Source organism: Actinosynnema sp. NPDC049800 (assembly GCF_040656635.1).
In the GTDB taxonomy this organism is placed as follows: domain Bacteria; phylum Actinomycetota; class Actinomycetes; order Mycobacteriales; family Pseudonocardiaceae; genus Actinosynnema.
Genome location: NZ_JBFAMT010000021.1, coordinates 73,751 through 96,032, shown reverse-complemented (window position 1 = coordinate 96,032; position 22,282 = coordinate 73,751). Strand labels below are relative to the sequence as shown.

The window sequence follows — 22,282 nt, the reverse complement described above, 5'->3', positions numbered from 1 at the left end:
CGTCCGGAACGGCGGCAGCCATGCACATCGACAAGTCCCAGGGCACGCCCTTCCCCGTGCGGTGGCGCGGCTACGACCGGCGACAAGTGGACGAGGAGCTGATCCGCACCAGGTGGGAGCTGGCCCGCCTGCGGGAGGAGCTGGAGGTGCTGCGGACGGACCGGGACGGCGCCGTGGCCACCGCCGACGACCTGATGCGGGAGCTGGAGGACGCGCGCAGCGAGCTCGGCGAGTACCGGGTGCTGCACGCGGGTTACGCGAAGGACAACGCGGTGTCCGGCTGCATCCGCTACCTGATGCACGTGGCCAGGCAGAAGGCGGACGCCTTCGAGACCGACGCGCGGGAGCGCAGCGAGCAGATGCTCAAGCGGGCCGAGGAGGTGGCGCGGCAGCAGGCCGTGCTGCTCGACGAGACCGAGCAGGAGACGCAACGGCGGCTGGCCGAGGCCGAGCAGCGCGCCCGCGAGATCGTGCAGGAGGCGACCGCGGAGGCACGTGCCCTGCTCGCGACCCACGTGGACGGGCCGGACCGCTGGACCGCGGACACCGAGCCGCCGCTCGACGTGCCGATGCCGCGCATCATCTCCGGCCCGCTGCCCGTCGTGCAGCCGGACGCCGAGGAGCAACGCCCGACGTCGGCCTGAAGGAACTGCCGCCGCGCCCGACCGCCACCGCGAGCGGCCCGGCACGGAGAAGCCGACCCGGGCGCGGCGCGCTTCACCGGGGCAGGTCGCGCGGGTGGTCCACGTCGTCGCCGTCGGCCACGTCGCCGCACGGCACGTCCAGCGCACCGTGCGCCCGCAGGTAGTCCCGCGCGCCCGCGTCACCGACCGCCGACGCGGCCACCGCCGCCCAGTGCGCCGAGCCGAGCAGCACGGGGTGGCCGGGCGCGCCGCCGTACGAGGCACGCGCCAGCGCCGTCGGCGACGCCAACGCCCCCAAGCGCTCGACCGCCGCCACCGTGACGCCCGGCGTGTCCACCGGCAGCACGACCACCGCGTCGACCACTGCGTCGACGACCGCACCGACCTCGCCACCGGTCAGCGCGGCCAGCCCGGCGCGCAGCGACGAACCCATGCCAGTGGCCCAGTCGGGGTTGTCGACCACGACGCAGCCGTCCAGCGCGGCCCGCGCGCGCACGGACGACGCCGAGGCGCCGAGCACCACGACGACCGGCGCGCACCCGGCGTCCCGCAGCACCGCCGCCGCCCGGTCGACCCACAGCACGCCGCCGTGCGACACCAGCGCCTTGGGCCCGCCGAACCGCCGCCCGGCGCCCGCGGCGAGCAGCAACCCCGCGACCGGCATGCGGTCACACTAGGGCCTCGTGCCCCCTCAACTCCGCCCGGCTGGCCACCGCCAGCTTGCGGTAGACCCTGGTCAGGTGCTGTTCCACCGTGCTCACGGTGATGTGCAACCGCATCGCGATCGCCCGGTTGCTGTGGCCACACGCGGCGAGGGTCGCGACCCTGCGCTCCGAGTAGGTCAACTCCGTCATACGCGAGAACACGTGCGGCAGCGCGGCAGCGGTTCAATCAGGACGCGAGATGCTCCAAAAGGAGTGCCGTCAACGCCTCCGGCGCCTCTTCCGGCACCCAGTGCGACACGTCCTCCAGCATCTCGAACCGGTACGGGCCGGTGACCCAGTCGCCGGTGCTCAACGCCGCCGTCGACCCGAACGCCACGTCCTCGGTGCTCCACACGTACATCGTGGGCACGGACACCTTCCCGGCCTTGCCGCCCGGACGCCCGGCGCGGTACCAGTTCAGCGCGGCCGTCAGCGCGCCCGGCTCGGACAGCCGCCGCACGTACTCGTCCACCCGGCTCGGCGGCACCCGCCACTCGAACATCTGCCGCAGCGCCGCGCCGTCGTCGGCCAGCATCCGCTGCTCGGTGCCGCCGTTGCGCCAGTCGGTCATGTACCCGGACCGCAGGTGCTGGTCCTCGTCGGTGCGCAGGGCCTCGGCGAACGCGCCGGGGTGCGGCGTGGACACCACGGCGAGCTTCCGCACCCGTTCGGGGTGCTCGGCCGCGGTCCACCACGCCACCGCGCCGCCCCAGTCGTGGCCGACCAGGTCGAAGGTCGACCAGCCGAACGAGTCCGCCACCGCCAGCACGTCGCCGACCAGCGCGTCGACGCCGTACTCGGCCGCCCGCTCCGGCCGCACGCCGGGGGAGTAGCCGCGCTGGTCGAACGCCACCGCGCGGAAACCCCCGCGGCCGAGCACCGCCACCTGGTGCTCCCACTCGACGGCGGCCTCCGGGAAGCCGTGCAGCAGCAACACCGGCCGGCCGTCCTCGGGGCCTGCCGCGATCGCGTCGAAGTCGCCCTCGTCGGTCCGCACGCTCAGCTGTTCGATCACGGTGATCTTCAGTCCCATCCCTCGACCGGTCCACGTGTTCCGGTGCGCATTCTCGCGCGCGGTGGCGGGCCGAAGTCGCGCCGGGCCGCCGCTCCGGCACCGACTTGCCCGCACCACCGGCGGTGCCACCATGAAAGGGCGCCGGCCACGCGTGGGCCGGCGCCACCACCCGTCCGACGGCCGCCGGCGATCCACGGCGTTGTGGGCACCGCGCGCCGGCAGCCCCAGGAGTGGCCGACATGATGCCCAGAACCAGCCGGCGTCCCCTCGACCTGCCCCGCCCGGGCGAGGGCGTCTGGCCCGGCCTGTGGAGCCCGCCCCGGTCCGTCGTGCGGGCGCGGATCGCCGAGGTCCTGTTCCGCCGCGCCGTGCGCGCGTTGCCGGTGCGCGTGCTGCTGCCCGGCGGGCAGGTGCTCGGCGCGGGCGGTCCGGGCGCGCCCGACCTGCGCGTGCACCGGCCCGAGGCGTTCTTCCGCCGGCTCGGCGTGGACGTCAAGATCGGGTTCGGCGAGGGGTACATGGTCGGCGACTGGACGTCCACCGCGCTCGCCGACCTGCTGACCGCGTTCGCGGCGAAGCTGACCACCCTGATCCCGCCGGGGCTGCAGCCGCTGCGCCGCTGGGTCGAACGCCGCCACCCCGCCTCCGACGGCAACGACGTCGTCAACGCGCGGCGGAACGTCCACCGGCACTACGACCTGTCCAACGACCTGTTCCGGGTGTTCCTCGACGACACGATGACCTACTCGTCGGCCTGGTTCGACGGCTCCGGCGGCACGCTGGCCGACGCGCAGCTGCGCAAGATCGACGGCGTGCTGGACTACGCGGGCGTGCGCGCGGGCAGCCGGGTGCTGGAGATCGGCACCGGCTGGGGCGCGCTGGCCATCCGGGCCGCGCGGCGCGGCGCGACCGTGACCTCCCTGACCCTCTCCGCCGAGCAGCGCGCGCTGGCCGTGCGGCGGGCGGAGGAGGCCGGTGTCGGCGACCGCGTCACCGTCCACCTGCGCGACTACCGGGAGGAACGCGGCCGGTACGACGCGGTGGTGTCGGTCGAGATGATCGAGGCCGTGGGCGCGGAGCACTGGCCCGCCTACTTCGCCGCGGTCGACCGGGCGCTGGCCCCCGGCGGCCGGTTCGGGCTGCAGTCCATCACCATGCCGCACGACCGGATGCTCGCGAGCGCGTCCAGCTACACCTGGATGCACAAGTACATCTTCCCCGGCGGCCTGATCCCGTCCGTCCGGGCGATCGAGGACGCCGTGCGCGAGCACACCTCGATGCGGGTGGTCGACAGCCGCGAGTTCGGCCGCGACTACGCCGAGACCCTGCGCCGGTGGCGGGAGCGGTTCCTGTCCCGGTGGGACGAGGTGGCCTCGCTCGGCTTCGACGAGACGTTCCGGCGGATGTGGGAGTTCTACCTGGCCTACTCCGAAGCGGGCTTCCGGGTGGGCTACCTGGGTGTCCGCCAGTTCGCCGCGGTGAAGTAGCCGATCACCGTCACTGGGCCGAACGGCTCGTCCGCCGTCACGGTCGGGTGCTGTCCTGACCACGCTGCGTCGGATCGTGGTCGGCTTTGGCCTGTGCGGTATCAGGAGCCCCGCTGCGTGCTCCTCATCAGTGAGCCGGGATGGCCGGAGGTCCGACAGAGGGTGAGGAGGTCGCCGGATGGTGCAGCAAGCGTCCGTGCGGGCCGACGTCGAGGTGGGGGTCGGCGCGGTCCGCTACGCCGCTGACGTGCCCGGTCGGCCCGAGGTCAGGCTGGTCGTCGGCGAGGGCCCGCGACAGGTGACCGCCCAGTGGCTGGCGGAGGCCGAGCTGTCCGAGCTGGTCGACGAGGCGCTGCTCGGGGAGCCGCGCGCGATCGGCCAGCTCCTGGCGCGCATCCAGCCGCTGGTGCTGCGCTACTGCCGGGCCAGGGTCGGGTCGAGGGAGCGCACGCTCGTCTCGGCGGAGGACATCGCCCAGGAGGTCTGCCTGGCCGTGGTGTCGGCGCTGGGCACGTACCGCTACGAGCCGGGCTCGTTCCTGGCCTTCGTGTACGGGATCGCCGCGCACAAGGTGGCCGACGCGCGAAGACGCGCGGTGCGCAGCCGGGCCGAAGTCGTGCCCGAGCTGCCGGACACGCCGACCCTGGAGGCCGGGCCGGAGCAGCGGGCCATGACGGGTGAGCTGATCGGCCACGTCGCGCAGCTGCTGCAGAAGCTGCCGGAGCGGCAGCGGGAGATCCTGGTGCTCAGGGTCGCGGTGGGGCTGTCGGCGGAGGAGACGGCGGCGGCCGTCGGCTCGACCGCGGGCGCGGTGCGCGTCGCGCAGCACCGTGCGCTGGCCCGAATGCGCGAGATGTTCGCGGCTGTCGACGGCTGACCCGGCCTGGCATCGTTGGGTCATGGCCGCCACGCCTCCGCTCGTGACTCCGTCGGCTTCACCCCCCGCGTCGGAACCGGTGTTCGACGTGCTGCTGTCCGGGACGGTGTTCCTCGACATCATCTTCACCGGCCTGCCCCGGCCGCCCGCGCCGGGCACGGAGGTCTGGGCCGAGGGGCTCGGGTCGTGCCCGGGCGGCATCGCCAACCTCGCCGTGGCGCTGAGCAGGCTGCAACTGCGGACCGCGCTGTCCGCCGCGTTCGGCGAGGACGCCTACGGCGACTTCTGCTGGGAGGTGCTGGCCGAGCAGGAGGGCGTCGACCTCACCTACTGCCGCCGGTACTACGGCTGGCACTCGCCGGTGACCGTCTCCATGGCGATGGACCGCGACCGGTCGATGGTGACGCACGGCCACCGGCCGCCGGTGTCGGCCGACGAGATCCTGAACCCGCCGCCGCGGACGCGGGCGTGCTTCGTGCACGTGGGCGCCGAGGACGAGCGGTGGGTGACCCAGTCGAAGGAGCAGGGTGCGCTGCTGTTCGCCGACATCGGGTGGGACCGGACCGAGCTGTGGGCGCCCGAGCTGCTGCGGCGGCTGGAGCACTACGACGTGTTCCTGCCCAACGACGCCGAGGCCCAGCGGTACACGCGCAGCGACACGCCTGAGCGCGCTGCGATGGCGTTGGCCGAGCACGTGCCCGTGGTGGTGGTGACGCGGGGTGGTGGGGGAGCGGTGGCGGTCGACTCGGCCACCGGGGAGGTGGTGGACGTGCCGGGGCTGAACGTCGCGCCGCTGGACTCGACCGGCGCGGGGGACGTGTTCGGCGCCGGGTTCGTGCTCGGGACCTTGTCGGGCTGGCCGCTGGCAGACCGGGTGCGGTTCGCGAACCTGTGCGCCGCGCTGTCGGTGCAGCACTTCGGCGGGTCGCTGTCGGCGCCGGGGTGGGTGGACATCGCCACGTGGTGGCGGACGGTGTCGCGGCGGCCGGACGAGGAGCTCAAGGGCTACGGCTTCCTGGAGGACGTGCTGCCGAACCACACGGGGGTCGAGGTCCGCCGGGCCAGCGCAACCATCCGCCTACGCGCCTCCGACTGACCACCACCACCCGCGCCGCCCGCCACCGCCGGACCGCCCGCCGCTGCCTTGCTGCTGCCGACTGAGGACCGCCGACCGAGCACCGCCGCCGACACGCCGGAAAGCCCGCCGGAACCACCCGATCGTGATCTTGTCGGCGGCGAACACCTGTTCGATCATGGACCTGTCGCCGCACCGATCGGACCCAGCGCCGACGGGGGTGGGCGTGCCGCCGGGTGGGCGTGAGGCTGATCACCTCGCGGTGCCTGGCGGGCTCCGCCGTCCGGCCCAGTGGGGTTTGACCACGGGCTCCGGTGGGCAGGAGTAACTTCGACAACCGTCGTCGAAGATCGCGCCCGAAACTTGTGCTCCTCGCGGAGCAACCCGCGGTGCTCTTCGTGCGACTTAGTCAGTGGGGGTTCCCGCGGGGTTGTGGAAGGGGTTGCTGGTCGGTGTTCGCCGCGCGCGCGACAGGTCTGGTCAAGTTGGTGGGGTTGTGCCTGATGGCGGGCGTGCTCGTCGCGGCGGTGCTGTTCCCGGTGGTCGGGGGTCTCGGCCTGGCGTCCAACCGGGCCGCGGACACGGTGGACCAGACCTCCGGTGAGTTGACCAAGGCCGAGCTGCCCCTCGTGACGACCGTGCTGGACATGCACGGCCAGCCGATCGCCTACCTCTACGACCAGTACCGGGTGCCCGTGCCGTCCGAGGGCATCGCGGACACGATGAAGGCCGCGATCATCGCGATCGAGGACAAGCGGTTCTTCGAGCACAAGGGCGTGGACTGGCAGGGCATCGCCCGTGCCGCCGCCAAGGCGGGCGTCGACGGCGAGACCACCCAGGGCGCCTCGACCCTGACCCAGCAGTACGTGAAGAACTACCTCGCCTTCGTGGTCGGCAAGGGCTCGGAGGAGGCTTACGAGAAGGCGACCGAGGTGACGTTGGGCCGCAAGATCAGCGAGGCCCGGATCGCCACCCAGCTCGAGCAGAAGATGAGCAAGGACGAGATCCTCACCGCCTACCTCAACGTCGTCCCGTTCGGCAACGGCGCGTTCGGCGTCGGCGCGGCCGCCCGCACCTACTTCGACACCACCCCGGACAAGCTGACCGTGCCGCAGGCCGCGATGCTCGCCGGCCTGGTCAACGAGCCGAGCAGGCTCAACCCGGGCTCCGACGTGGACGCCGCGATCAAGCGCCGCAACACCGTGATCGACCGGATGCGCGACAACGGCGCGTTCGGCCCCGACGCGAAGGTCGCCGACGAGAAGGCCGCCGAGTACAAGGCCACCGACATCGGCGTCGTCCCCGACCTGAAGCTGCTGCCCAACGGCTGCGTCGGCGCGGGCGACGGCCCGGTCTACGGCTTCTTCTGCCGCTACCTGGTCGACTACCTGGAGAAGGCGGGCCTCCCGACCGAGGAGCTGCTGCGCGGCGGGTACACGATCACCACCACGATGGACCCGGTCGCGACCCGCGCGGCCAAGGACGCGGCCATGGCGCAGGTGCCCAAGACCCAGCCGGGCATCGCCAACGCGATGGCCGTGGTGGAGCCGGGCGCGGACAAGCACCGGGTGCGCGCGCTGGCCGCCAACCGCGACTTCGGCAACAACGCCGACGCCGGGCAGAGCGCCTACTCCATCCCCGCCGAGGTGACCAAGTTCGGCGCGGGCTCGATCTACAAGGTGTTCACCGCCGCGTCGGCGCTGGAGCGCGGCGTCACGGGCATCGACAAGCAGATCGACGTGCCGAAGACCTACACCTCGAAGGTCTACAAGGACGGCAGCAAGCCCTACACGGTCAAGAACGCGGGCGACTACAAGGAAAAGATGACCTTGACCGAGGCGCTGGCCCAGTCGCCCAACACCGCGTTCATCATCCTGGAGGAGAAGGCCGGGCTGAACAACGTGGTCGACATGGCCTACCGGCTCGGGTTGCGCGAGTCGATGCAGGGCGTCGACTGGCGCGGCGACCCGCTCAAGGCCGACGGCTCCAACGGCCCGTCCCAGGGCGACGTCTACAAGCGGGACAACAGCGGCTCGTTCACCCTCGGCGCGGGCCCGACCAGCGTGCTGGAGCTGTCGAACGTCGCGGCGACGATCGTGAGCGGCGGCAAGTGGTGCCCGCCGACGCCGGTGGAGAAGGTCGTCGACCGCAACGGCCGGCCCGTGCAGCTGAAGGAAGCGCCGTGCGACCAGGCCGTCGCGCCCGAGGTGGCGAACGCGCTGGCCGTCGGCATGAGCGCGGACACCAAGCCCGGCGGCACGGCGGCGGGCGCGGCGTCCGGCTGGAACCGGCCGATGATCGGCAAGACCGGCACCACCGAGAACCACTGGTCCGTGGCGTTCATGGGCGCCACTCCGCAGTTCGCCGGGGCGGTCATGACGTTCACCGATGGGGTGGCGCCGCAGGTGATCTGCAACGGCACCCCGCCGAGGCTGTGCGGCACGAACGACGCCGGCGGTGTTTACGGTGGTCAGGTGGCTGCGCCGACGTGGTTCAACGCCATGCGGGTGATCCACGAGGGCAAGCCCCCGGCCGACCTGCCGCCGGTGAACCCGCGCTACCGGTAGTCGACCTTCGTCACGGGTTACGTCACGCCCAAAGTTGCCTCTGACCTGGGCTTTTATAACGGCCTGATACGGAACTTACGGTTACTCGAACACGTAGTGTGACGATCAGTGGGGTGTGTCACCAAAAAGCACTAGTCGTAGTGCTGAGGCTTGCCCTTTCTTGTTACATCGGGTTACGGTCCCCGCCGCATGTCACGGTTCGGTCACCATAGGGACACGGCGTCGCTCCCCGAAAGCGCCGCCAGCCTGGATCCCCCGCCAGGTGTCCCTGTGGCCGGGCCGTGCTCCCCGATGCAGGAAGGCACTACCTTGGCACGGCACACGAAAGCGGACGGTCGACGCGCGTTCCTCGCGCCCCGCACCCCGTCCCGCAACCGCTCCCATCGCGCCGAGTGCGATCGGAAGCCCGTTAGTGGCCGGGTCGCGGCCGCAGTGGTCGCGGCAGGCGCCCTCGCCACCGGCGTGGGCGCCGCCGGCGGCGGGTTCGACGGTGGCGACACCCGGTTCCTCCCGGTCGGCGCCAGCTCGGACCTGGCGGCGGCGCTCGTCCACAGCTCGGCACCCCGACAGGCCGACGTCCGCACGGTGCACGCCGTCGACCCCGCGTTCGAGGCGGCGAAGCTGATGCGCTCCGAAGGGCTCCTCGTCCGGCAGCACGTCGACCAGGCGATCCGCCACGCGTCCGAGGGCTTCGTCGCCCGGCAGGCCGAGCAGAAGCGGCAGCAGGAGGCCGCGGCGGCCGAGCAGGCCCGCGTCGACGCCGAGAACGCCCGGATCGCCGAGGAGCAGGGCCGGGCGGCCGAGCAGAAGGCCGCCGAGGAGGCCGCTGCCGCCGCGGCACGGCGTCCGACGGTCGCCAAGCCCGCCGAGGGCTCGTTCACGTCCGGCTTCGGCGCCCGCTGGGGCACGACGCACTACGGCGTGGACATCGCGAACTCCATCGGCACCCCGATCCTGTCCGCGATGGACGGCGTCGTGGTCGAGGCGGGCCCGGCGTCCGGCTTCGGCCTGTGGGTGCGCGTGCAGCACAACGACGGCACCATCACCGTCTACGGCCACGTCAACGAGACCCTCGTGTCGGCCGGTCAGCAGGTCCACGCGGGCCAGCAGATCGCCACCATGGGCAACCGCGGCCAGTCCACCGGACCCCACCTGCACTTCGAGGTGTGGATCAACGGCTCGCAGAAGATCGACCCGGTCGGCTGGCTGGGCGAGCGCGGCATCTCCCTCTGAGACCTCGCGCACTGCGGCAAGCGCGCTGACGCTAGACACGCGCGAACCCCGCGCCTGGGCCACGCACGACGGGCTTGTCGGCGCGTACCACGTTCTGCCCCGCCGGGCTCACTCCGGCGGGGCAGAACGGCGTTCGGGGCGGTCTGCGCACCGTCCGGGTACCCGACCCGGGGGTGGGTGGCACGTGTGCTGCGTCACCCGGCCGTGCGACCATGGCATACCGACTGGTCGGTACCTGAGGTACGGTGGCGGCCGGACACCTTCAGGGAGGCGATCGTGGGTCGTTGGGGAATCACCCTGCCGCTGACGGGCGTGCCGGTGCTCGACCACCGCGCGCTGGTGGCCGAACTCGCCGAGCTCGGCTACACCGACGTGTGGTCGGCCGAGACCGCGGGCACCGACGCGTTCACGCCGCTGGCGCTCGCCGCGCAGTGGTCCGACCGCGTCCGGCTCGGCACCGCCATCGCGCCCGTCTACACGCGCGGGCCGGCGACGCTGGCCATGACCGCCGCGACGCTGGCCGAGGTGTCCGGCGGGCGGTTCGTGCTGGGCATCGGGTCGTCCTCGCCCGCGATCGTCGAGCGGTGGAACGGCGTGCCGTTCAGCGAGCCGTTCAAGCGCACCCGGGACACGCTGCGGTTCCTCAAGGCCGCGCTGGCGGGCGAGAAGGTGTCCGAGGAGTACGAGACGTTCGCCGTGCGCGGCTTCAAGCTGGAGCGCGCGCCCGAGCAGCCGGTGCCGATCATGCTGGCCGCGCTGCGCCCCGGGATGCTGCGGCTGGCCGGCCGCGAGGCCGACGGCGCCATCACGAACTGGCTCGCCGCCGACGACGTGCCCAAGGTGCGCGCCGAGATGAGCGGCGGCGAGCTGGCCGCCCGGATCTTCGTGTGCCCGACCGAGGACGCCGACGCCGCCCGCGCGCTGGGCCGCATGCTGATCAGCACCTACCTGACCGTCCCCGTCTACGCGGCGTTCCACGACTGGCTCGGCCGGGGCGAGGCGCTGCGCCCGATGCACGAGGCGTGGGCGTCCGGCGACCGGCGTGGCGCCGCCGCGCTCATCCCGGACGAGGTGGTGGACGCGCTGATCGTGCACGGCAGCGTGGACGAGTGCCGCGCGCGCGTGGCCGAGTACGCGTCCAACGGCGTCGACACGCCCGTCATCGCCCTGCTGCCCACCGGCGCGGACCAGTTCGACCTGGTGCGCGCGCTGGCGCCGGGGGCCTGACCGTGGCGCGGCGGACCGGGGCGACGCCCGAGCGGATCGTGGGCGCGGCCGTGCGGTTGTTCGCCGCCAAGGGGTTCGACGCGACGACCGTGCAGGAGGTCGTCGAGGCCGCCTCGGTCACCAAGGGCGCGCTCTACCACTACTTCGGCTCCAAGGACGACCTGCTGTTCGAGATCTACCGCTCCCTGATCGGGCGGCAGATGGCGGACCTCGACGCGATCGTGGCGGCCGGGCTGGACGCGGCCACCACGGTGCGGCGGATCGTGGTCAGCCTGGTCGAGACGACGGCCGACAGCGTGGACGAGACCGCGGTGTTCGTGCGCGAGATGCACCGGCTCGACGCGGACCGGATGGCCGCCTTCCGGTCCGAGCGGCGGCGCTACCACGAGACGTTCCGGTCGGTGGTCGAGCAGGCCCAGCGGGACGGCGAGTTCGGCTCGGCCGTGCCCGCCGACACGGTGGTCCTGATCGCGCTGGGCGTGGTCAACCAGCTGCCGACCTGGTACCGGCCGGACGGGCCCAAGTCGCCGGCGCGGCTCGGCGCCGAGATCGCCGACTTCGTGCTCGCCGGGCTGCGGCCGTGACGGCGGGGGTCAGCCCGCGCGGTTGGCCCGTTCGCGCAGCGCGGTCAGCGCCTTGTCGGCGTGCGCGTTCATGGCGAACTCGGATTTGATGACTTCGATCACGGTGCGGTCGGTGTCGATGACGAACGTGTGCCGCTTCACGGGCAGCGGGCCGAAGCGGCGCTTCACGCCGAACGCCGCGGCCACCTCGCCGTCGACGTCCGACAGCAGCGGGTAGTCGAAGTCGTGCAGGGCGGCGAACTGGTTCTGCCGCTGCACGGAGTCCGGGCTGATGCCCACCCGCTGCGCCCCGACCTGGGCGAATTCGGTCGCCAGGTCGCGGAAGTGGCAGCTCTCCGCGGTGCACCCGGAGGTCATCGCGGCGGGGTAGAAGAACAGCACCACCGGCCCGTCGGCGAGCAGGTCGGACAGCGCGCGCGACGTGCCGTCCTGGTCGGGCAGGGTGAAGTCGGGTGCCTGGTCGCCGGCCTTCATGGCAGTCCTTCCGCAGGGTGTCGATCACGTCTCGCAGGGTGCTCGCGACGAGGCAACCGTACGGTTCTCGCTAATCTCGTACCAGGCCGGGAGGTGTGAGTTGACGAGCATGTCCGACGTGGCGCGGGCCGCCGGTGTGTCCGCGGCGACGGTGTCGCGCGCGCTGCGCGGCGAGCCCGGCGTGTCCGACGCGACCCGCCGGTACGTCACCGAGGTCGCCAAGCGCATGCGGTACGCGATCGCCCGGGACGCCTCCAGCCTCGCGGGCGGGCGCCGGTACGCCGTCGCGGTGCTCACGGCCGACGTCGGCCGCGGCGACCTGCTCGCGGGCGCGGAGGGCGCGTTGCGGCAGGCCGGGTACGACGTGCTGCTCTACGTGCTGCGCGACGACGAGGCGCGCGAGCGGTTCTTCGAGGAGCTGCCGCTGGCCCGGCGGGTCGACGGCGTGCTGGCGCTGGCGGTCAACCTCACCGACGCCGAGGACGCCGCGCTGGCGGGCCTGGACGTGCCCGTGGTCGCGGTGTGGGACGACGACCTGCGCGAGGCGCTGCGGCTGGCCGTCGGCCACCTCACCGCGGCGGGCCACCGGGACGTCGCGCTGGTCCTCGCCGGCGACATCGACGAGTCCTACGACGAGGTGCTCCTCGAGCAGGGCCTGGCACTCCGTCCGGAGTGGACGCTGTGGTCGTCCTCGACGGTGGCGGGCGGCGAGCAGGTGGTGGACGCGCTGCTGGACGGCGAGCGCCTGCCGTCCGCGGTGATCAGCACGAGCGGCGAGGTGGCGCTCGGCGTGTTCCTGCGGCTGCGCCGTGACGGGCGCGACGTGCCCGGCGACGTGTCGATCGTCAGCCTGGAGGGCACGGACCTGGCGCGCGCCGTCGGCATGACGGCGGTGGAGGGCGCGTGGCGCGAGCGCGGCGAGCACGCCGTCGAGGTGCTGCTGACCCGGTTGCGCGGCGAGCGGGACGAGACCGAGCCGCCGTCGGTGCGGCTCGTGGTGCGCGAATCGACCGGTCCGGCACGCGAAGTGTGACCGTCGAGGTTTGGACGTCACTCGGCTGGGTTATCAACCACGGGCAACCTCCTGCAACCTTCGGGTGACCACCTGTCACCGGTCTGGATTCGAACCGACGGGGAAGGCGAAGCTGTCCGACGTGGACGACGAGCTCGCGGCACTGGCCGAGGCCCACGGCGTGGCCACCCACTACGAGGACGCCAACCAACGCCGAGCGGACGTCGACCCCGACGTGGTCGTCGCGGTGCTCGCGCAGCTGGACGTGGACGCCTCGACGCCGGAGGCGGTGCGACGCGCGCTCGCCGCGCCGAAACCACCCCCGAGCACGGTCGTCCTGCGCGAGGGCGAGGTGCTGGACGAGAGCGGCCCGGAAGGAACCCGCACGGTCGAGCTGGAGGACGGCGGCCGGGTCGAGCTGCCCGCCGCCCTGCCGCTCGGCTACCACCGGCTCGGTGCGCGGACCGTGATCGTCGCGCCGCGCAAGCTCCCGCCCGTCCCCCGGGCGTGGGGTTGGATGCTCCAGCTCTACGCGATGCGCTCGGCGCAGTCGTGGGGCATGGGCGACTACGCCGACCTGGCGACCCTGGCCCGGCGCAGCGCGGCCGAGCTCGGCGCGGGCGTGCTGCTGGTCAACCCGGTGCAGGCGATCAGCCCCACCCTGCCGGTGGAGCGCTCGCCGTACTCGCCGTCGAGCCGCCGCTTCGCCAACCCGCTCTACCTGCGGATCTCCGACATCCCGGCCTACCGGGCCGCCGACGCCGCGACCCGCGCGGAGATCGACGCGCTGCGCCCGCCCAACGACACCGAACTGATCGACTACGACGCCGTGTGGACCGCCAAGGCCAAGGCGCTCGAACTGCTCTGGCGGCACGAGGAGCACCGCGCGCCCGAGGGCGACCTGCTGGACTTCGCCCGGTTCTGCGCGCTGGCCGAGGCGCACGGCCCCGACTGGCGCGAGTGGCCGCCGGCGCAGCGCGACCCGGCCACGGCCACCGCCGACCCCGAACGGGTGGCGTTCCACGCGTGGTTGCAGGAGCTGTGCGAGCAGCAACTTGCCGCCGCGCGCCGGGCCGCGCGCGACGCGGGCATGCCCGTCGGCGTCGTGCACGACCTGCCGGTCGGCGTGCACCCCGGCGGCGCGGACACGTGGGCGGTGCGGGACGCGTTCGCCGCGGACGTCACGGTCGGCGCGCCGCCGGACGCGTTCAGCCGCCTCGGCCAGGACTGGGGCCTGCCGCCGTGGCGGCCCGACCGGCTCGCCGAGCAGGGCTACGAGCCGTTCCGGGCCGTGGTGCGCAGCGTGCTGCGGCACGCGGACGGCATCCGCATCGACCACGTCGCGGGCCTGTGGCGGCTGTGGTGGATCCCGCCGGGCGAGGCGCCCGGGCGCGGCACGTACGTCCACTACGACCCGGACGCGATGCTCGCCGTGCTGACGCTGGAGGCGCACCGGGCGGGCGCCGTCGTCGTGGGCGAGGACCTGGGCACGGTGGAGCCGAAGGTCACCGAGGCGTTGCACGAGCACGGGATGCTCAGCTCGGCCGTGCTGTGGTTCCAGCGCGAGTACGACCTGCCGGACCACCCGCTCATCCCGCCGGAGAAGTGGACCGCGTCGGCGATGGCGAGCATCTCCACCCACGACCTGCCGACGGTGGCCGGGTTCCTCGCCGCCGAACACGTTCGGGTGCGAGCCGAGCTGGGGCAGTTTGACGGGCCGGTGGACGGGGAATATCAAGCAGCCGAGCGAGAGCGGGCCGAGTTGCTCGAACTCCTCAAGCAGGAAGGTGTGCCTGCCGATGACTTGGTTACCGGGTTCCACGCTCTGCTCGCGAAGGTCCGTTCCGTGCTCGTGCTGACATCGCCGCAGGACGCGCTGGGCGAGACGCGCCAGCCGAACCTGCCGGGCACCACCGACCAGTACCCGAACTGGCGCATCCCGCTGCCCCTGGCGCTCGCCGACCTGTTCGACGACCCGGGCGTGCGGCGGGTGGCGGGCGCGCTGGCGGGCTCCCGCCCGTCCGCGGCGGGCGGGTCCGGTGCGCGGTGAAGCGCAACGTGCACGTCACAGCGCGCGGCCCGGCCGCGGAGTATCGTCAGCCAGTCACCCGCGCCATGGTTGGAGGTGGCAGTCACCCGTGAACACCGACTTGATGTCCCGCACCGGGCTCGTGCCCGAGCAGATGGTTCCCCAGAGCAGTCCGGTGGGCGTCCTGGAGGCGGCCGTCGAGAAGGTCCTGGTGGACGTCCGGCCGTCGAACCTGGCCGACCCGCTCGCCGGGGTCCGGGCCGCCGAAGAGTCCTTGAAGGACGCCCTGAGGCGCACCGACGCCGGGTCGGACGACGCGCTCACCCAGGCGGTGGCCTGCGCCGAGGCCGCCTGCGAGCACCTTCGCTACGGCGAGCTGCAGGAAGCGAGGCTGCTCCTCGTCGCCGCGCGCGGCGAGCTCGTCAGGTCGCACGCCGGCCGGACGTGACCTAGAACGGTAGGGATCGGCTCGTTCCAGTTCGTCCGGAGGAAACCCTGTGCGGCCCTGGCCCGGAACCCCCTACCCGCTCGGCGCCTCCTACGACGGCGTCGGCACCAACTTCACCCTCTTCTCGGAGGTCGCGGACTACGTCGAGCTGTGCCTGTTCGACGACGACGGCGCCGAGACGCGCGTGCGGCTGCCCGAGGTGGACGGCTTCGTGCACCACGGCTACCTCCTCGGCGTCGGCCCCGGGCAGAAGTACGGCTACCGCGTGCACGGACCGCACGACCCGGAGCGCGGCCTGCGCTGCAACCCGAACAAGCTGCTGATCGACCCGTACGCCAAGGCGATCACCGGCGACGTCGACTGGGACGAGTCGCTGTTCGGGTACCGGTTCGGCGACCCGGACGCGCGCAACGACCTCGACTCGGCGGGCCACGTGCCGCTGTCGGTCGTGGTCAACCCGTTCTTCGACTGGGCGAACGACCGGCCGCCGAAGACGCCGTACAACGAGTCGGTCGTCTACGAGGCGCACGTGCGCGGCCTGACCATGCAGCACCCCGAGGTGCCGCAACGGTTGCGCGGCACGTACGCGGGCCTGGCGCACCCCGTGGTGATCGACCACCTCAAGGGGCTCGGCGTCACGGCGCTCGAACTCATGCCGGTGCACCACTTCATCACCGATCACGGGCTGGTGGAGAAAGGCCTCCGCAACTACTGGGGCTACAACACGATCGGGTTCTTCGCGCCGCACTCCGGTTACGCGGCGATGCCGGAGTCGGCGAACCAGGTGCAGGAGTTCAAGGGCATGGTGCGCGCCCTGCACGAGGCGGGCATCGAGGTCATCCTCGACGTGGTCTACAACCACACCGCCGAGGGCAACCACCTCGGTCCCACGGTGTCCATGCGCGGCATCGACAACCAGGCGTACTACCGGCTGGTGGACGACGAGCCGCAGTTCTACACCGACTACACCGGCACCGGGAACTCGCTGAACGTGCGCAGCCCGCACACGTTGCAGCTGATCATGGACTCGCTGCGGTACTGGGTGACCGAGATGCGCGTGGACGGGTTCCGGTTCGACCTGGCCGCCACCCTGGCCCGCGAGTTCTACGACGTCGACCGGCTGTCGACGTTCTTCGACCTGGTGCAGCAGGACCCGGTGGTCTCGCAGGTGAAGCTGATCGCCGAGCCGTGGGACGTCGGCCCGGGTGGTTACCAGGTCGGCAACTTCCCGCCGTTGTGGACGGAGTGGAACGGCAAGTACCGCGACACCGTGCGCGACTTCTGGCGCGGCGAGCCGGCCACGCTGGGCGAGTTCGCCTCCCGCATCACCGGGTCGTCGGACCTGTACCAGGACGACGGCCGGCGGCCGTACGCGTCGGTCAACTTCGTCACCGCGCACGACGGGTTCACGCTCAACGACCTCGTCTCGTACAACGAGAAGCACAACGCGGCCAACGGTGAGGACGGCCGTGACGGCGCGGACGACAACCGGTCCTGGAACTGCGGGGTCGAGGGGCCGACCGACGACCCCGAGGTGAACGAGCTGAGGGCCAGGCAGCGGCGCAACCTGCTGGCCACGACGCTGCTCTCGCAGGGCGTGCCGATGCTGCTGCACGGCGACGAGCTGGGGCGGACGCAGCAGGGCAACAACAACGCCTACTGCCAGGACAACGAGCTGTCCTGGGTGGACTGGACGTTGGCGGAGAAGAACCGGGACCTGGTCGAGTTCACCTCGGCGTTGACCGAGTTCCGCCGGCAGCACCCCGTGCTGCGGCGGCGCCGGTTCTTCCAGGGCAAGCCGATCCGCAAGGGCGACGAGCTCCGCGACATCGCCTGGTTCACACCTTCGGGTGAAGAGATGACGGAGCAGAACTGGGGCGACGACTTCGGCCGCTGCGTCGTGGTGTTCCTCAACGGCGAAGGCATCCCCGACCTCGACCCGAGGGGGATGCGGGTGCTGGACGACTCGTTCCTGCTCGCGTTCAACGCGCACCACGAGGACATCGAGGTCACCCTGCCCGAGGAGGGCTACGGCGCGAGGTGGACGGTCGTGATCGACACGGCGACGGGCGAGGTGACGCCGCCCGAGCAGGGCGAGGTGGTCGCCGGTGGCGGCACGCTCACGCTGGTCGCGCGGTCGCTGGTCGTGCTGCAACGGCTGGAGCAGGAGTGACGGAGCTGCCTGAACCGCCGAAGCTCTCTGAGCCGACGGACCTGTCGGACCGCCCGGACCGCCCGGAACCGCCGGAATTGTCGGACCCCGCCGGTAAAATCGAAGCAGGGGACCCCCAGGGGGGACGTCTGCGCAGCGATGCGGTCGGGGCGGCGCCGGCGTCGACCTACCGGATCCAGTTCACGCCCGACTTCACCTTCGCCGAGGCGGAGGCCGTGGTCGACTACCTCGACGCGCTGGGCGTCGGCGCGCTGTACGCCTCGCCCGTGCTGGAGGCCGTGCCCGGCTCCACGCACGGCTACGACGTGGTCGACCCGACCCGGGCCCGCGAGGAGCTCGGCGGCGAGTCGGGGCGGGTGGCGCTGCACAAGGCGCTCCGGCGGGCCGGGCTCGGGTTCGTGCTCGACATCGTGCCCAACCACATGGCGGTAGGCCACGACGACGTCAACCGGTGGTGGTGGGACGTGCTCCGGCACGGCCGGGGGTCGCGGTACGCGAAGTTCTTCGACGTCGACTGGGACTCCGGGCCGCTGCTGCTGCCGTTCGCCGGCGACGAGGCGTCGGAGGAGGAGCACGAGCACTACCGGCTGGTGTTCTGGCGGCGCGGCAACACCGAGCTGAACTACCGGCGGTTCTTCGACATCACCACGTTGGCCGCGGTGCGGGTCGAGGACCCCGAGGTGTTCGACGCGACCCACGGCGAGGTGCTGCGGTGGGTCGCGGCGGGCGAGGTGACCGGCCTGCGGGTCGACCACCCCGACGGCCTGGCCGACCCCGGCGGGTACGCGCGGCGGCTCCGGGAGCGCGCCGGCGTGTGGCTGGTGGTGGAGAAGATCCTCGGCGCGGACGAGCGGCTGCCCGTGAGCTGGCCGGTCGACGGCACCACGGGCTATGACGCGCTGCGCGAGGTGTGCGGGCTGTTCGTGGACCCGGCGGGGGAGGCGGCGTTCACCGCGCTGGCCGAGGAGTTCGGCGTGCCCACCGACTTCGCCGCCGTCGAGCACGAGTGCCGCGAGCTGGTCACCCGCACGATCCTGCGCGCGGAGGTCCGCCGGATCGCGGCGCTGGTGCGCGACGCCGACCCGGCGGAGGCCGAACGGGCCGTCGCCGAGGTCATGGTCAACTTCCCCGTCTACCGCTCCTACCTGCCCGAAGGGCTGGACGCGTGGACGGCGGCGGTGACCGCGGCGACGTCGCCGGCGGTGCGGGCGCTGGACCGGCAGGTGCGGGCCGAGCCGCAGGGCGAGCTGGCCACCCGCATCCAGCAGACGTCCGGCATGGTCGTCGCCAAGGGCACCGAGGACACCGCGTTCTACCGGTACACCCGCTTCGTGGCGCTCAACGAGGTCGGCGGCGCGCCGGACCGGTTCGGGGTGCCGCCCACCGAGTTCCACGCGCGTGCGGCGGCACGTGAAGCGGGCTCGCCCGCGGCGATGACGGCGTTGTCGACGCACGACACGAAACGCTCCGAGGACGTCCGGGCGCGGCTCGCGGTGCTGGCCGAGCTGCCGCAGGAGTTCGGCGAGCTCGTGCGCCGGTGGACCGCCGCGCACCCGATCGACGAGCCGTCGTTGAACATGCTGGCGTGGCAGTCGCTGGTCGGCGCGTGGCCCATCACCGCCGAGCGGATGAGCGCCTACCTGGACAAGGCGGCCAAGGAGTCGAAGGTCCGCACCACCTGGGTCGACCACGACGAGGCGTTCGAGGCGGCCGTGGCGGCGTGGCCGGAGCAGGTGCTGTCCGGTCCGGTGGCGGCCGAGGTGGCGTCGTTCGTGGAGCGGATCGTCGCGCCGGGCTGGTCCAACGCGCTGGGGCAGAAGCTCGTGCAGCTCACCGCGCCCGGCGTGCCCGACGTCTACCAGGGCACCGAGCTGTGGGACCTGTCGCTAGTCGACCCGGACAACCGGCGACCCGTGGACTACGAGGTGCGGCGACGGCTGCTGGCGCGGATCGAGGACGGCTGGCTGCCGGACGTGGACGACTCGGGCGCGGCCAAGCTGCTCGTCGTGCAGCGCGCGCTGCGCTTGCGCCGGGAACGGCCCGAGCTGTTCCGCGGCTACCGGCCGCTGGCGGCGTCGGGGCCGGCCGCACCGCACGTAGTCGCGTTCGAGCGGACCGGGCTGGTCGCGGTGGCCACCCGGCTTCCGGTGGGATTGGCGAACGCGGGTGGCTGGGGCGACACGGTGCTGCCGCTGCCGCCGGGGGAGTGGACCGACGTGCTCACCTCCCGCCCGGCCGCCCCTCGACTGGCGGACCTGCTGGACCGCTACCCGGTGGCGCTGCTGGTCGCGGACTGAGCCGGCGGACGGATCGAGTCGGCTGGGCCGACGAGCGGACTGGGTCGGCTGGGCCGGCGCACGGACTGAGGAGAGCTGTGGGTTTCGCGGTGTGGGCGCCGGCGCACGAGCGCGTCCGGGTGCGGGTCGACGGTCGGGACCACGAGATGACGGCCGGTGACGGCGGGTGGTGGCACTCGGACGCCGAGGGGGTCGACTACGGGTTCCTCCTGGGCGACTCCGACGACGTGCTGCCCGACCCGCGGTCGCGGTGGCAGCCGGACGGCGTGCACGGGACGTCCCGGGTCTACGACCACGCGGCGTTCGAGTGGACCGACCAGGCGTGGACCGGGCGCGCGTTGCCCGGCGCGGTGGTCTACGAGCTGCACATCGGCACGTTCACGTCCGCCGGCACGTTCGACGGCGCGGTGCGGCGGCTGGACCACCTGGTCGACCTCGGCGTCACGCACGTCGAGGTGATGCCGGTGAACTCGTTCGACGGCACGGCGGGCTGGGGCTACGACGGCGTGCTGTGGGGCGCGGCGCACGAGCCGTACGGCGGGCCGGACGGGTTCAAGCGGTTCGTGGACGCCTGCCACGCGCGCGGCCTCGCCGTGCTGCTGGACGTGGTCTACAACCACCTCGGGCCCTCCGGCGCGTACCTGGACCGGTTCGGGCCGTACTTCGCGGGCAGCAACGACTGGGGACCCGGCCTGAACCTCGACGGCGAGGGCGCCGACGAGGTCCGCCGCTACGTGATCGACAACGCGGTGGGGTGGCTGCGCGACTTCCACGTGGACGGGCTGCGGCTGGACGCCGTGCACGCCCTCGTGGACCGCAGCGCGCTGCACCTGCTGGAACAGCTGGCCGTCGAGGTGGACGCCCTGTCGGCCGCCGTGCGCCGGCCGCTGACGTTGATCGCCGAGTCGGACCTGAACGATGCCAAGCTCGTCACCGCGAGGGAAGGCGGCGGCTACGGCCTGCACGCCCAGTGGGACGACGACCTGCACCACGCGCTGCACGTGGCGTTGAGCGGCGAGACGTTCGGCTACTACCCGGACTTCGAGGGCGCGCTGGGCAGGACGCTGCGCGAGGTGTTCCTCCACGCGGGCACGTGGTCGTCGTTCCGGGGCAGGCGCCACGGCCGTCCGGTGGACCGCGACCGGCTGCCCGGCCACCGGTTCCTCGCCTACCTGCAGAACCACGACCAGGTCGGCAACCGCGCCACCGGCGACCGGCTGTCGGCGACGGTGCCGTGGCGGCGGCAGGCGGTGGGCGCGGCGATCGTGCTCTGCTCCCCGTACACGCCGATGATCTTCATGGGCGAGGAGTGGGCGGCGAGCACGCCCTGGCAGTTCTTCGCGTCGTTCCCGGACCCGGAGCTGGCCGAGGCCGTGCGCACGGGGCGGCGGCGCGAGTTCGGCCGGCACGGGTGGGGCGAGTCCGAGGTGCCCGACCCGATCGACCCGGAGACCGTGCGGCGGTCGACGCTGCGCTGGGACGAGGTGTCAGAGCCCGGCCACCGGGAGCTGCTCGACCTCTACCGGGCGTTGATCGCGCTGCGCCGGTCGCGCCCGGAGCTCGCGGACCCGCGGCTGGACCGGTTCGCGGTGCGCGAGGAGGGCTCGGTGCTCGTGCTGCACCGGGGTTCGCTGCGGGTGCTGTGCAACCTCGGGGAGGACGCCGTGGTGCGGCTCGACGTCGAGGCGGGCGAGGTGCTGCTCGCGTCGGCGGAGGTGGAAGTGGACGGGCAGGCGGTGCACCTGCCCGCCGACTCCTTCGCCGTCGTCGACGGCGCGTCGGTCACGCACCCGGGTCGGGGACGAGCCAGCCGACCTCGGTGAGCTTCTCGGCCAACAGCCGACCGGCCGACTCGACCTGGTCGGCCAGCTGTCTTCGCACCTCCGGCCGGTCGTCGCCGGAGTGCTGGGCCGCGTCGTAGGCCGCGACCAGCCCGCGTGCCGCGTTCACCACCTCGACACCGGGCCACTCGGCGGCGGCGACCTGGCCGTCGCCGGGCTCGGGTTCGGGCTCGGCGGACGCGTGGACGGCGCGCACGGCCTGCCGCGGTCCGAGCTCGGTGGAGAGGTCGAGCAGCTTCAGCGCGATCGTGTGCAGCTTCACGTTGTGGTGCTGCGACATCCGCACGAGCAGCTGGAACCCCTCCTGGGGCGTGCAGCCCTGCACCGCGGATATCAGGCCGGTGGCCTGCCCGATCACAGTGCGCGTCTGCACCGCTTTGCGCAGTCCCACGATCTCGGCCTCGAGGCTGGCGATCCGCGCGGTCAGCGAATCGTCACGCCCGTTGTCCCCGACCACGGTCGGGCTCCTCTCTCGCACGTCGGTACCGGTCAGCCAGGCCAGCGGTGCGAGAGCGTCCGGACACGCGGGTGCCAGCACCCGGCAAGCCCGACAGCTCTCGCTGACCCTGGTGCCCTCGCGGGCGCCGGGTGGCTT

The 22,282-nt window shown here is 72.8% G+C and carries 19 protein-coding genes; 14 read left to right on the top strand and 5 right to left on the bottom strand.

Annotated features, from left to right (window positions below; all coding sequences use genetic code 11):
- Nucleotides 1–20: 20 nt before the first annotated feature.
- The gene (locus AB0I91_RS23980; RefSeq protein WP_498784222.1) at nt 21–644 is read left to right on the top strand and encodes a hypothetical protein; all 624 of its coding nucleotides are present in this window, start codon (nt 21–23) and stop codon (nt 642–644) included.
- A gap of 73 nt (nt 645–717) precedes the next feature.
- On the opposite strand, the gene AB0I91_RS23975 is transcribed toward AB0I91_RS23980, so the two are convergent.
- The 3 genes from AB0I91_RS23975 to AB0I91_RS23965 are packed head-to-tail and all read right to left on the bottom strand — an operon-like array spanning nt 718 to nt 2,381.
- Nucleotides 718–1,308: a nucleotidyltransferase family protein gene (locus AB0I91_RS23975; protein ID WP_499638888.1), complete on the bottom strand. Its 591-nt coding sequence runs from the start codon at nt 1,306–1,308 to the stop codon at nt 718–720.
- Between the two features lie 4 nt (nt 1,309–1,312).
- Nucleotides 1,313–1,498 carry a helix-turn-helix domain-containing protein gene (locus AB0I91_RS23970; protein WP_498784218.1) on the bottom strand — a complete coding sequence of 62 codons (186 nt, stop codon included), beginning with the start codon at nt 1,496–1,498 and terminating at the stop codon, nt 1,313–1,315.
- Nucleotides 1,499–1,535: 37 nt separating this feature from the next.
- On the bottom strand, nt 1,536–2,381 hold the full coding sequence (locus AB0I91_RS23965; RefSeq protein WP_499638886.1) for an alpha/beta fold hydrolase: 846 nt from the start codon (nt 2,379–2,381) through the stop codon (nt 1,536–1,538).
- A 221-nt stretch (nt 2,382–2,602) separates the two neighbouring features.
- Between AB0I91_RS23965 and AB0I91_RS23960 the strand changes: the two genes are divergently transcribed.
- From AB0I91_RS23960 to AB0I91_RS23930, 7 genes are all read left to right on the top strand, one after another.
- The gene (locus AB0I91_RS23960; protein WP_499613853.1) at nt 2,603–3,850 is read left to right on the top strand and encodes a class I SAM-dependent methyltransferase; all 1,248 of its coding nucleotides are present in this window, start codon (nt 2,603–2,605) and stop codon (nt 3,848–3,850) included.
- A 178-nt stretch (nt 3,851–4,028) separates the two neighbouring features.
- Nucleotides 4,029–4,727 (top strand): RNA polymerase sigma factor ShbA, encoded by a 699-nt coding sequence (gene shbA, locus AB0I91_RS23955; protein ID WP_498784214.1) that lies wholly within the window; start codon nt 4,029–4,031, stop codon nt 4,725–4,727.
- A 22-nt stretch (nt 4,728–4,749) separates the two neighbouring features.
- Nucleotides 4,750–5,823, top strand: a complete 1,074-nt coding sequence (locus AB0I91_RS23950; RefSeq protein ID WP_499613856.1) for a PfkB family carbohydrate kinase — start codon at nt 4,750–4,752, stop codon at nt 5,821–5,823.
- Between the two features lie 431 nt (nt 5,824–6,254).
- The gene (locus AB0I91_RS23945) at nt 6,255–8,369 is read left to right on the top strand and encodes a transglycosylase domain-containing protein (RefSeq protein WP_498784210.1); all 2,115 of its coding nucleotides are present in this window, start codon (nt 6,255–6,257) and stop codon (nt 8,367–8,369) included.
- A 291-nt stretch (nt 8,370–8,660) separates the two neighbouring features.
- Nucleotides 8,661–9,602, top strand: coding sequence for a M23 family metallopeptidase (locus tag AB0I91_RS23940; RefSeq protein ID WP_499638884.1), 942 nt, complete (start codon nt 8,661–8,663; stop codon nt 9,600–9,602).
- 276 nt (nt 9,603–9,878) lie between these two features.
- Nucleotides 9,879–10,829, top strand: a complete 951-nt coding sequence (locus tag AB0I91_RS23935) for an LLM class F420-dependent oxidoreductase (RefSeq protein ID WP_499638882.1) — start codon at nt 9,879–9,881, stop codon at nt 10,827–10,829.
- 2 nt (nt 10,830–10,831) lie between these two features.
- Nucleotides 10,832–11,413, top strand: coding sequence for a TetR/AcrR family transcriptional regulator (locus tag AB0I91_RS23930; protein ID WP_498784204.1), 582 nt, complete (start codon nt 10,832–10,834; stop codon nt 11,411–11,413).
- A gap of 9 nt (nt 11,414–11,422) precedes the next feature.
- On the opposite strand, the gene AB0I91_RS23925 is transcribed toward AB0I91_RS23930, so the two are convergent.
- Nucleotides 11,423–11,887, bottom strand: a complete 465-nt coding sequence (locus AB0I91_RS23925) for a peroxiredoxin (protein WP_499638880.1) — start codon at nt 11,885–11,887, stop codon at nt 11,423–11,425.
- Nucleotides 11,888–11,996: 109 nt separating this feature from the next.
- Here AB0I91_RS23925 and AB0I91_RS23920 point away from each other — a divergent pair, with 109 nt between their 5' ends.
- The 6 genes from AB0I91_RS23920 to treZ all read left to right on the top strand — a co-directional run bounded on the left by AB0I91_RS23920 (nt 11,997) and on the right by treZ (nt 21,669).
- Nucleotides 11,997–12,920 carry a LacI family DNA-binding transcriptional regulator gene (locus AB0I91_RS23920; RefSeq protein WP_499638900.1) on the top strand — a complete coding sequence of 308 codons (924 nt, stop codon included), beginning with the start codon at nt 11,997–11,999 and terminating at the stop codon, nt 12,918–12,920.
- Between the two features lie 121 nt (nt 12,921–13,041).
- Nucleotides 13,042–14,949, top strand: coding sequence for a 4-alpha-glucanotransferase (gene malQ / locus AB0I91_RS23915; RefSeq protein ID WP_499638878.1), 1,908 nt, complete (start codon nt 13,042–13,044; stop codon nt 14,947–14,949).
- A gap of 88 nt (nt 14,950–15,037) precedes the next feature.
- Entirely contained in the window at nt 15,038–15,376 is a 339-nt protein-coding gene (locus AB0I91_RS23910) for a hypothetical protein (protein WP_498784197.1), read from the top strand.
- Between the two features lie 49 nt (nt 15,377–15,425).
- Nucleotides 15,426–17,549, top strand: a complete 2,124-nt coding sequence (gene glgX / locus AB0I91_RS23905; RefSeq protein ID WP_498784195.1) for a glycogen debranching protein GlgX — start codon at nt 15,426–15,428, stop codon at nt 17,547–17,549.
- 98 nt (nt 17,550–17,647) lie between these two features.
- Nucleotides 17,648–19,846 carry a malto-oligosyltrehalose synthase gene (treY, locus tag AB0I91_RS23900; protein WP_499638898.1) on the top strand — a complete coding sequence of 733 codons (2,199 nt, stop codon included), beginning with the start codon at nt 17,648–17,650 and terminating at the stop codon, nt 19,844–19,846.
- Between the two features lie 77 nt (nt 19,847–19,923).
- On the top strand, nt 19,924–21,669 hold the full coding sequence (gene treZ, locus AB0I91_RS23895) for a malto-oligosyltrehalose trehalohydrolase (protein ID WP_498784193.1): 1,746 nt from the start codon (nt 19,924–19,926) through the stop codon (nt 21,667–21,669).
- Here treZ and AB0I91_RS23890 read toward each other — a convergent pair.
- Complete coding sequence (locus AB0I91_RS23890; protein ID WP_499613870.1) at nt 21,629–22,144, bottom strand: ANTAR domain-containing protein; 516 nt, start codon at nt 22,142–22,144, stop codon at nt 21,629–21,631. The genes treZ and AB0I91_RS23890 overlap by 41 nt on opposite strands.
- Between the last annotated feature and the right edge of the window lie 138 nt (nt 22,145–22,282).

Bases quoted from the DNA above. Each gene is read 5' to 3' on its own strand.
- AB0I91_RS23980 (WP_498784222.1), top strand. From the start codon at position 21: ATGCACATCGACAAGTCCCAGGGCACGCCCTTCCCCGTGCGGTGGCGC.
- AB0I91_RS23975 (WP_499638888.1), bottom strand. From the start codon at position 1,308: ATGCCGGTCGCGGGGTTGCTGCTCGCCGCGGGCGCCGGGCGGCGGTTC.
- AB0I91_RS23970 (WP_498784218.1), bottom strand. From the start codon at position 1,498: ATGACGGAGTTGACCTACTCGGAGCGCAGGGTCGCGACCCTCGCCGCG.
- AB0I91_RS23965 (WP_499638886.1), bottom strand. From the start codon at position 2,381: ATGGGACTGAAGATCACCGTGATCGAACAGCTGAGCGTGCGGACCGAC.
- AB0I91_RS23960 (WP_499613853.1), top strand. From the start codon at position 2,603: ATGATGCCCAGAACCAGCCGGCGTCCCCTCGACCTGCCCCGCCCGGGC.
- shbA (WP_498784214.1), top strand. From the start codon at position 4,029: ATGGTGCAGCAAGCGTCCGTGCGGGCCGACGTCGAGGTGGGGGTCGGC.
- AB0I91_RS23950 (WP_499613856.1), top strand. From the start codon at position 4,750: ATGGCCGCCACGCCTCCGCTCGTGACTCCGTCGGCTTCACCCCCCGCG.
- AB0I91_RS23940 (WP_499638884.1), top strand. From the start codon at position 8,661: ATGCAGGAAGGCACTACCTTGGCACGGCACACGAAAGCGGACGGTCGA.
- AB0I91_RS23925 (WP_499638880.1), bottom strand. From the start codon at position 11,887: ATGAAGGCCGGCGACCAGGCACCCGACTTCACCCTGCCCGACCAGGAC.
- AB0I91_RS23920 (WP_499638900.1), top strand. From the start codon at position 11,997: ATGTCCGACGTGGCGCGGGCCGCCGGTGTGTCCGCGGCGACGGTGTCG.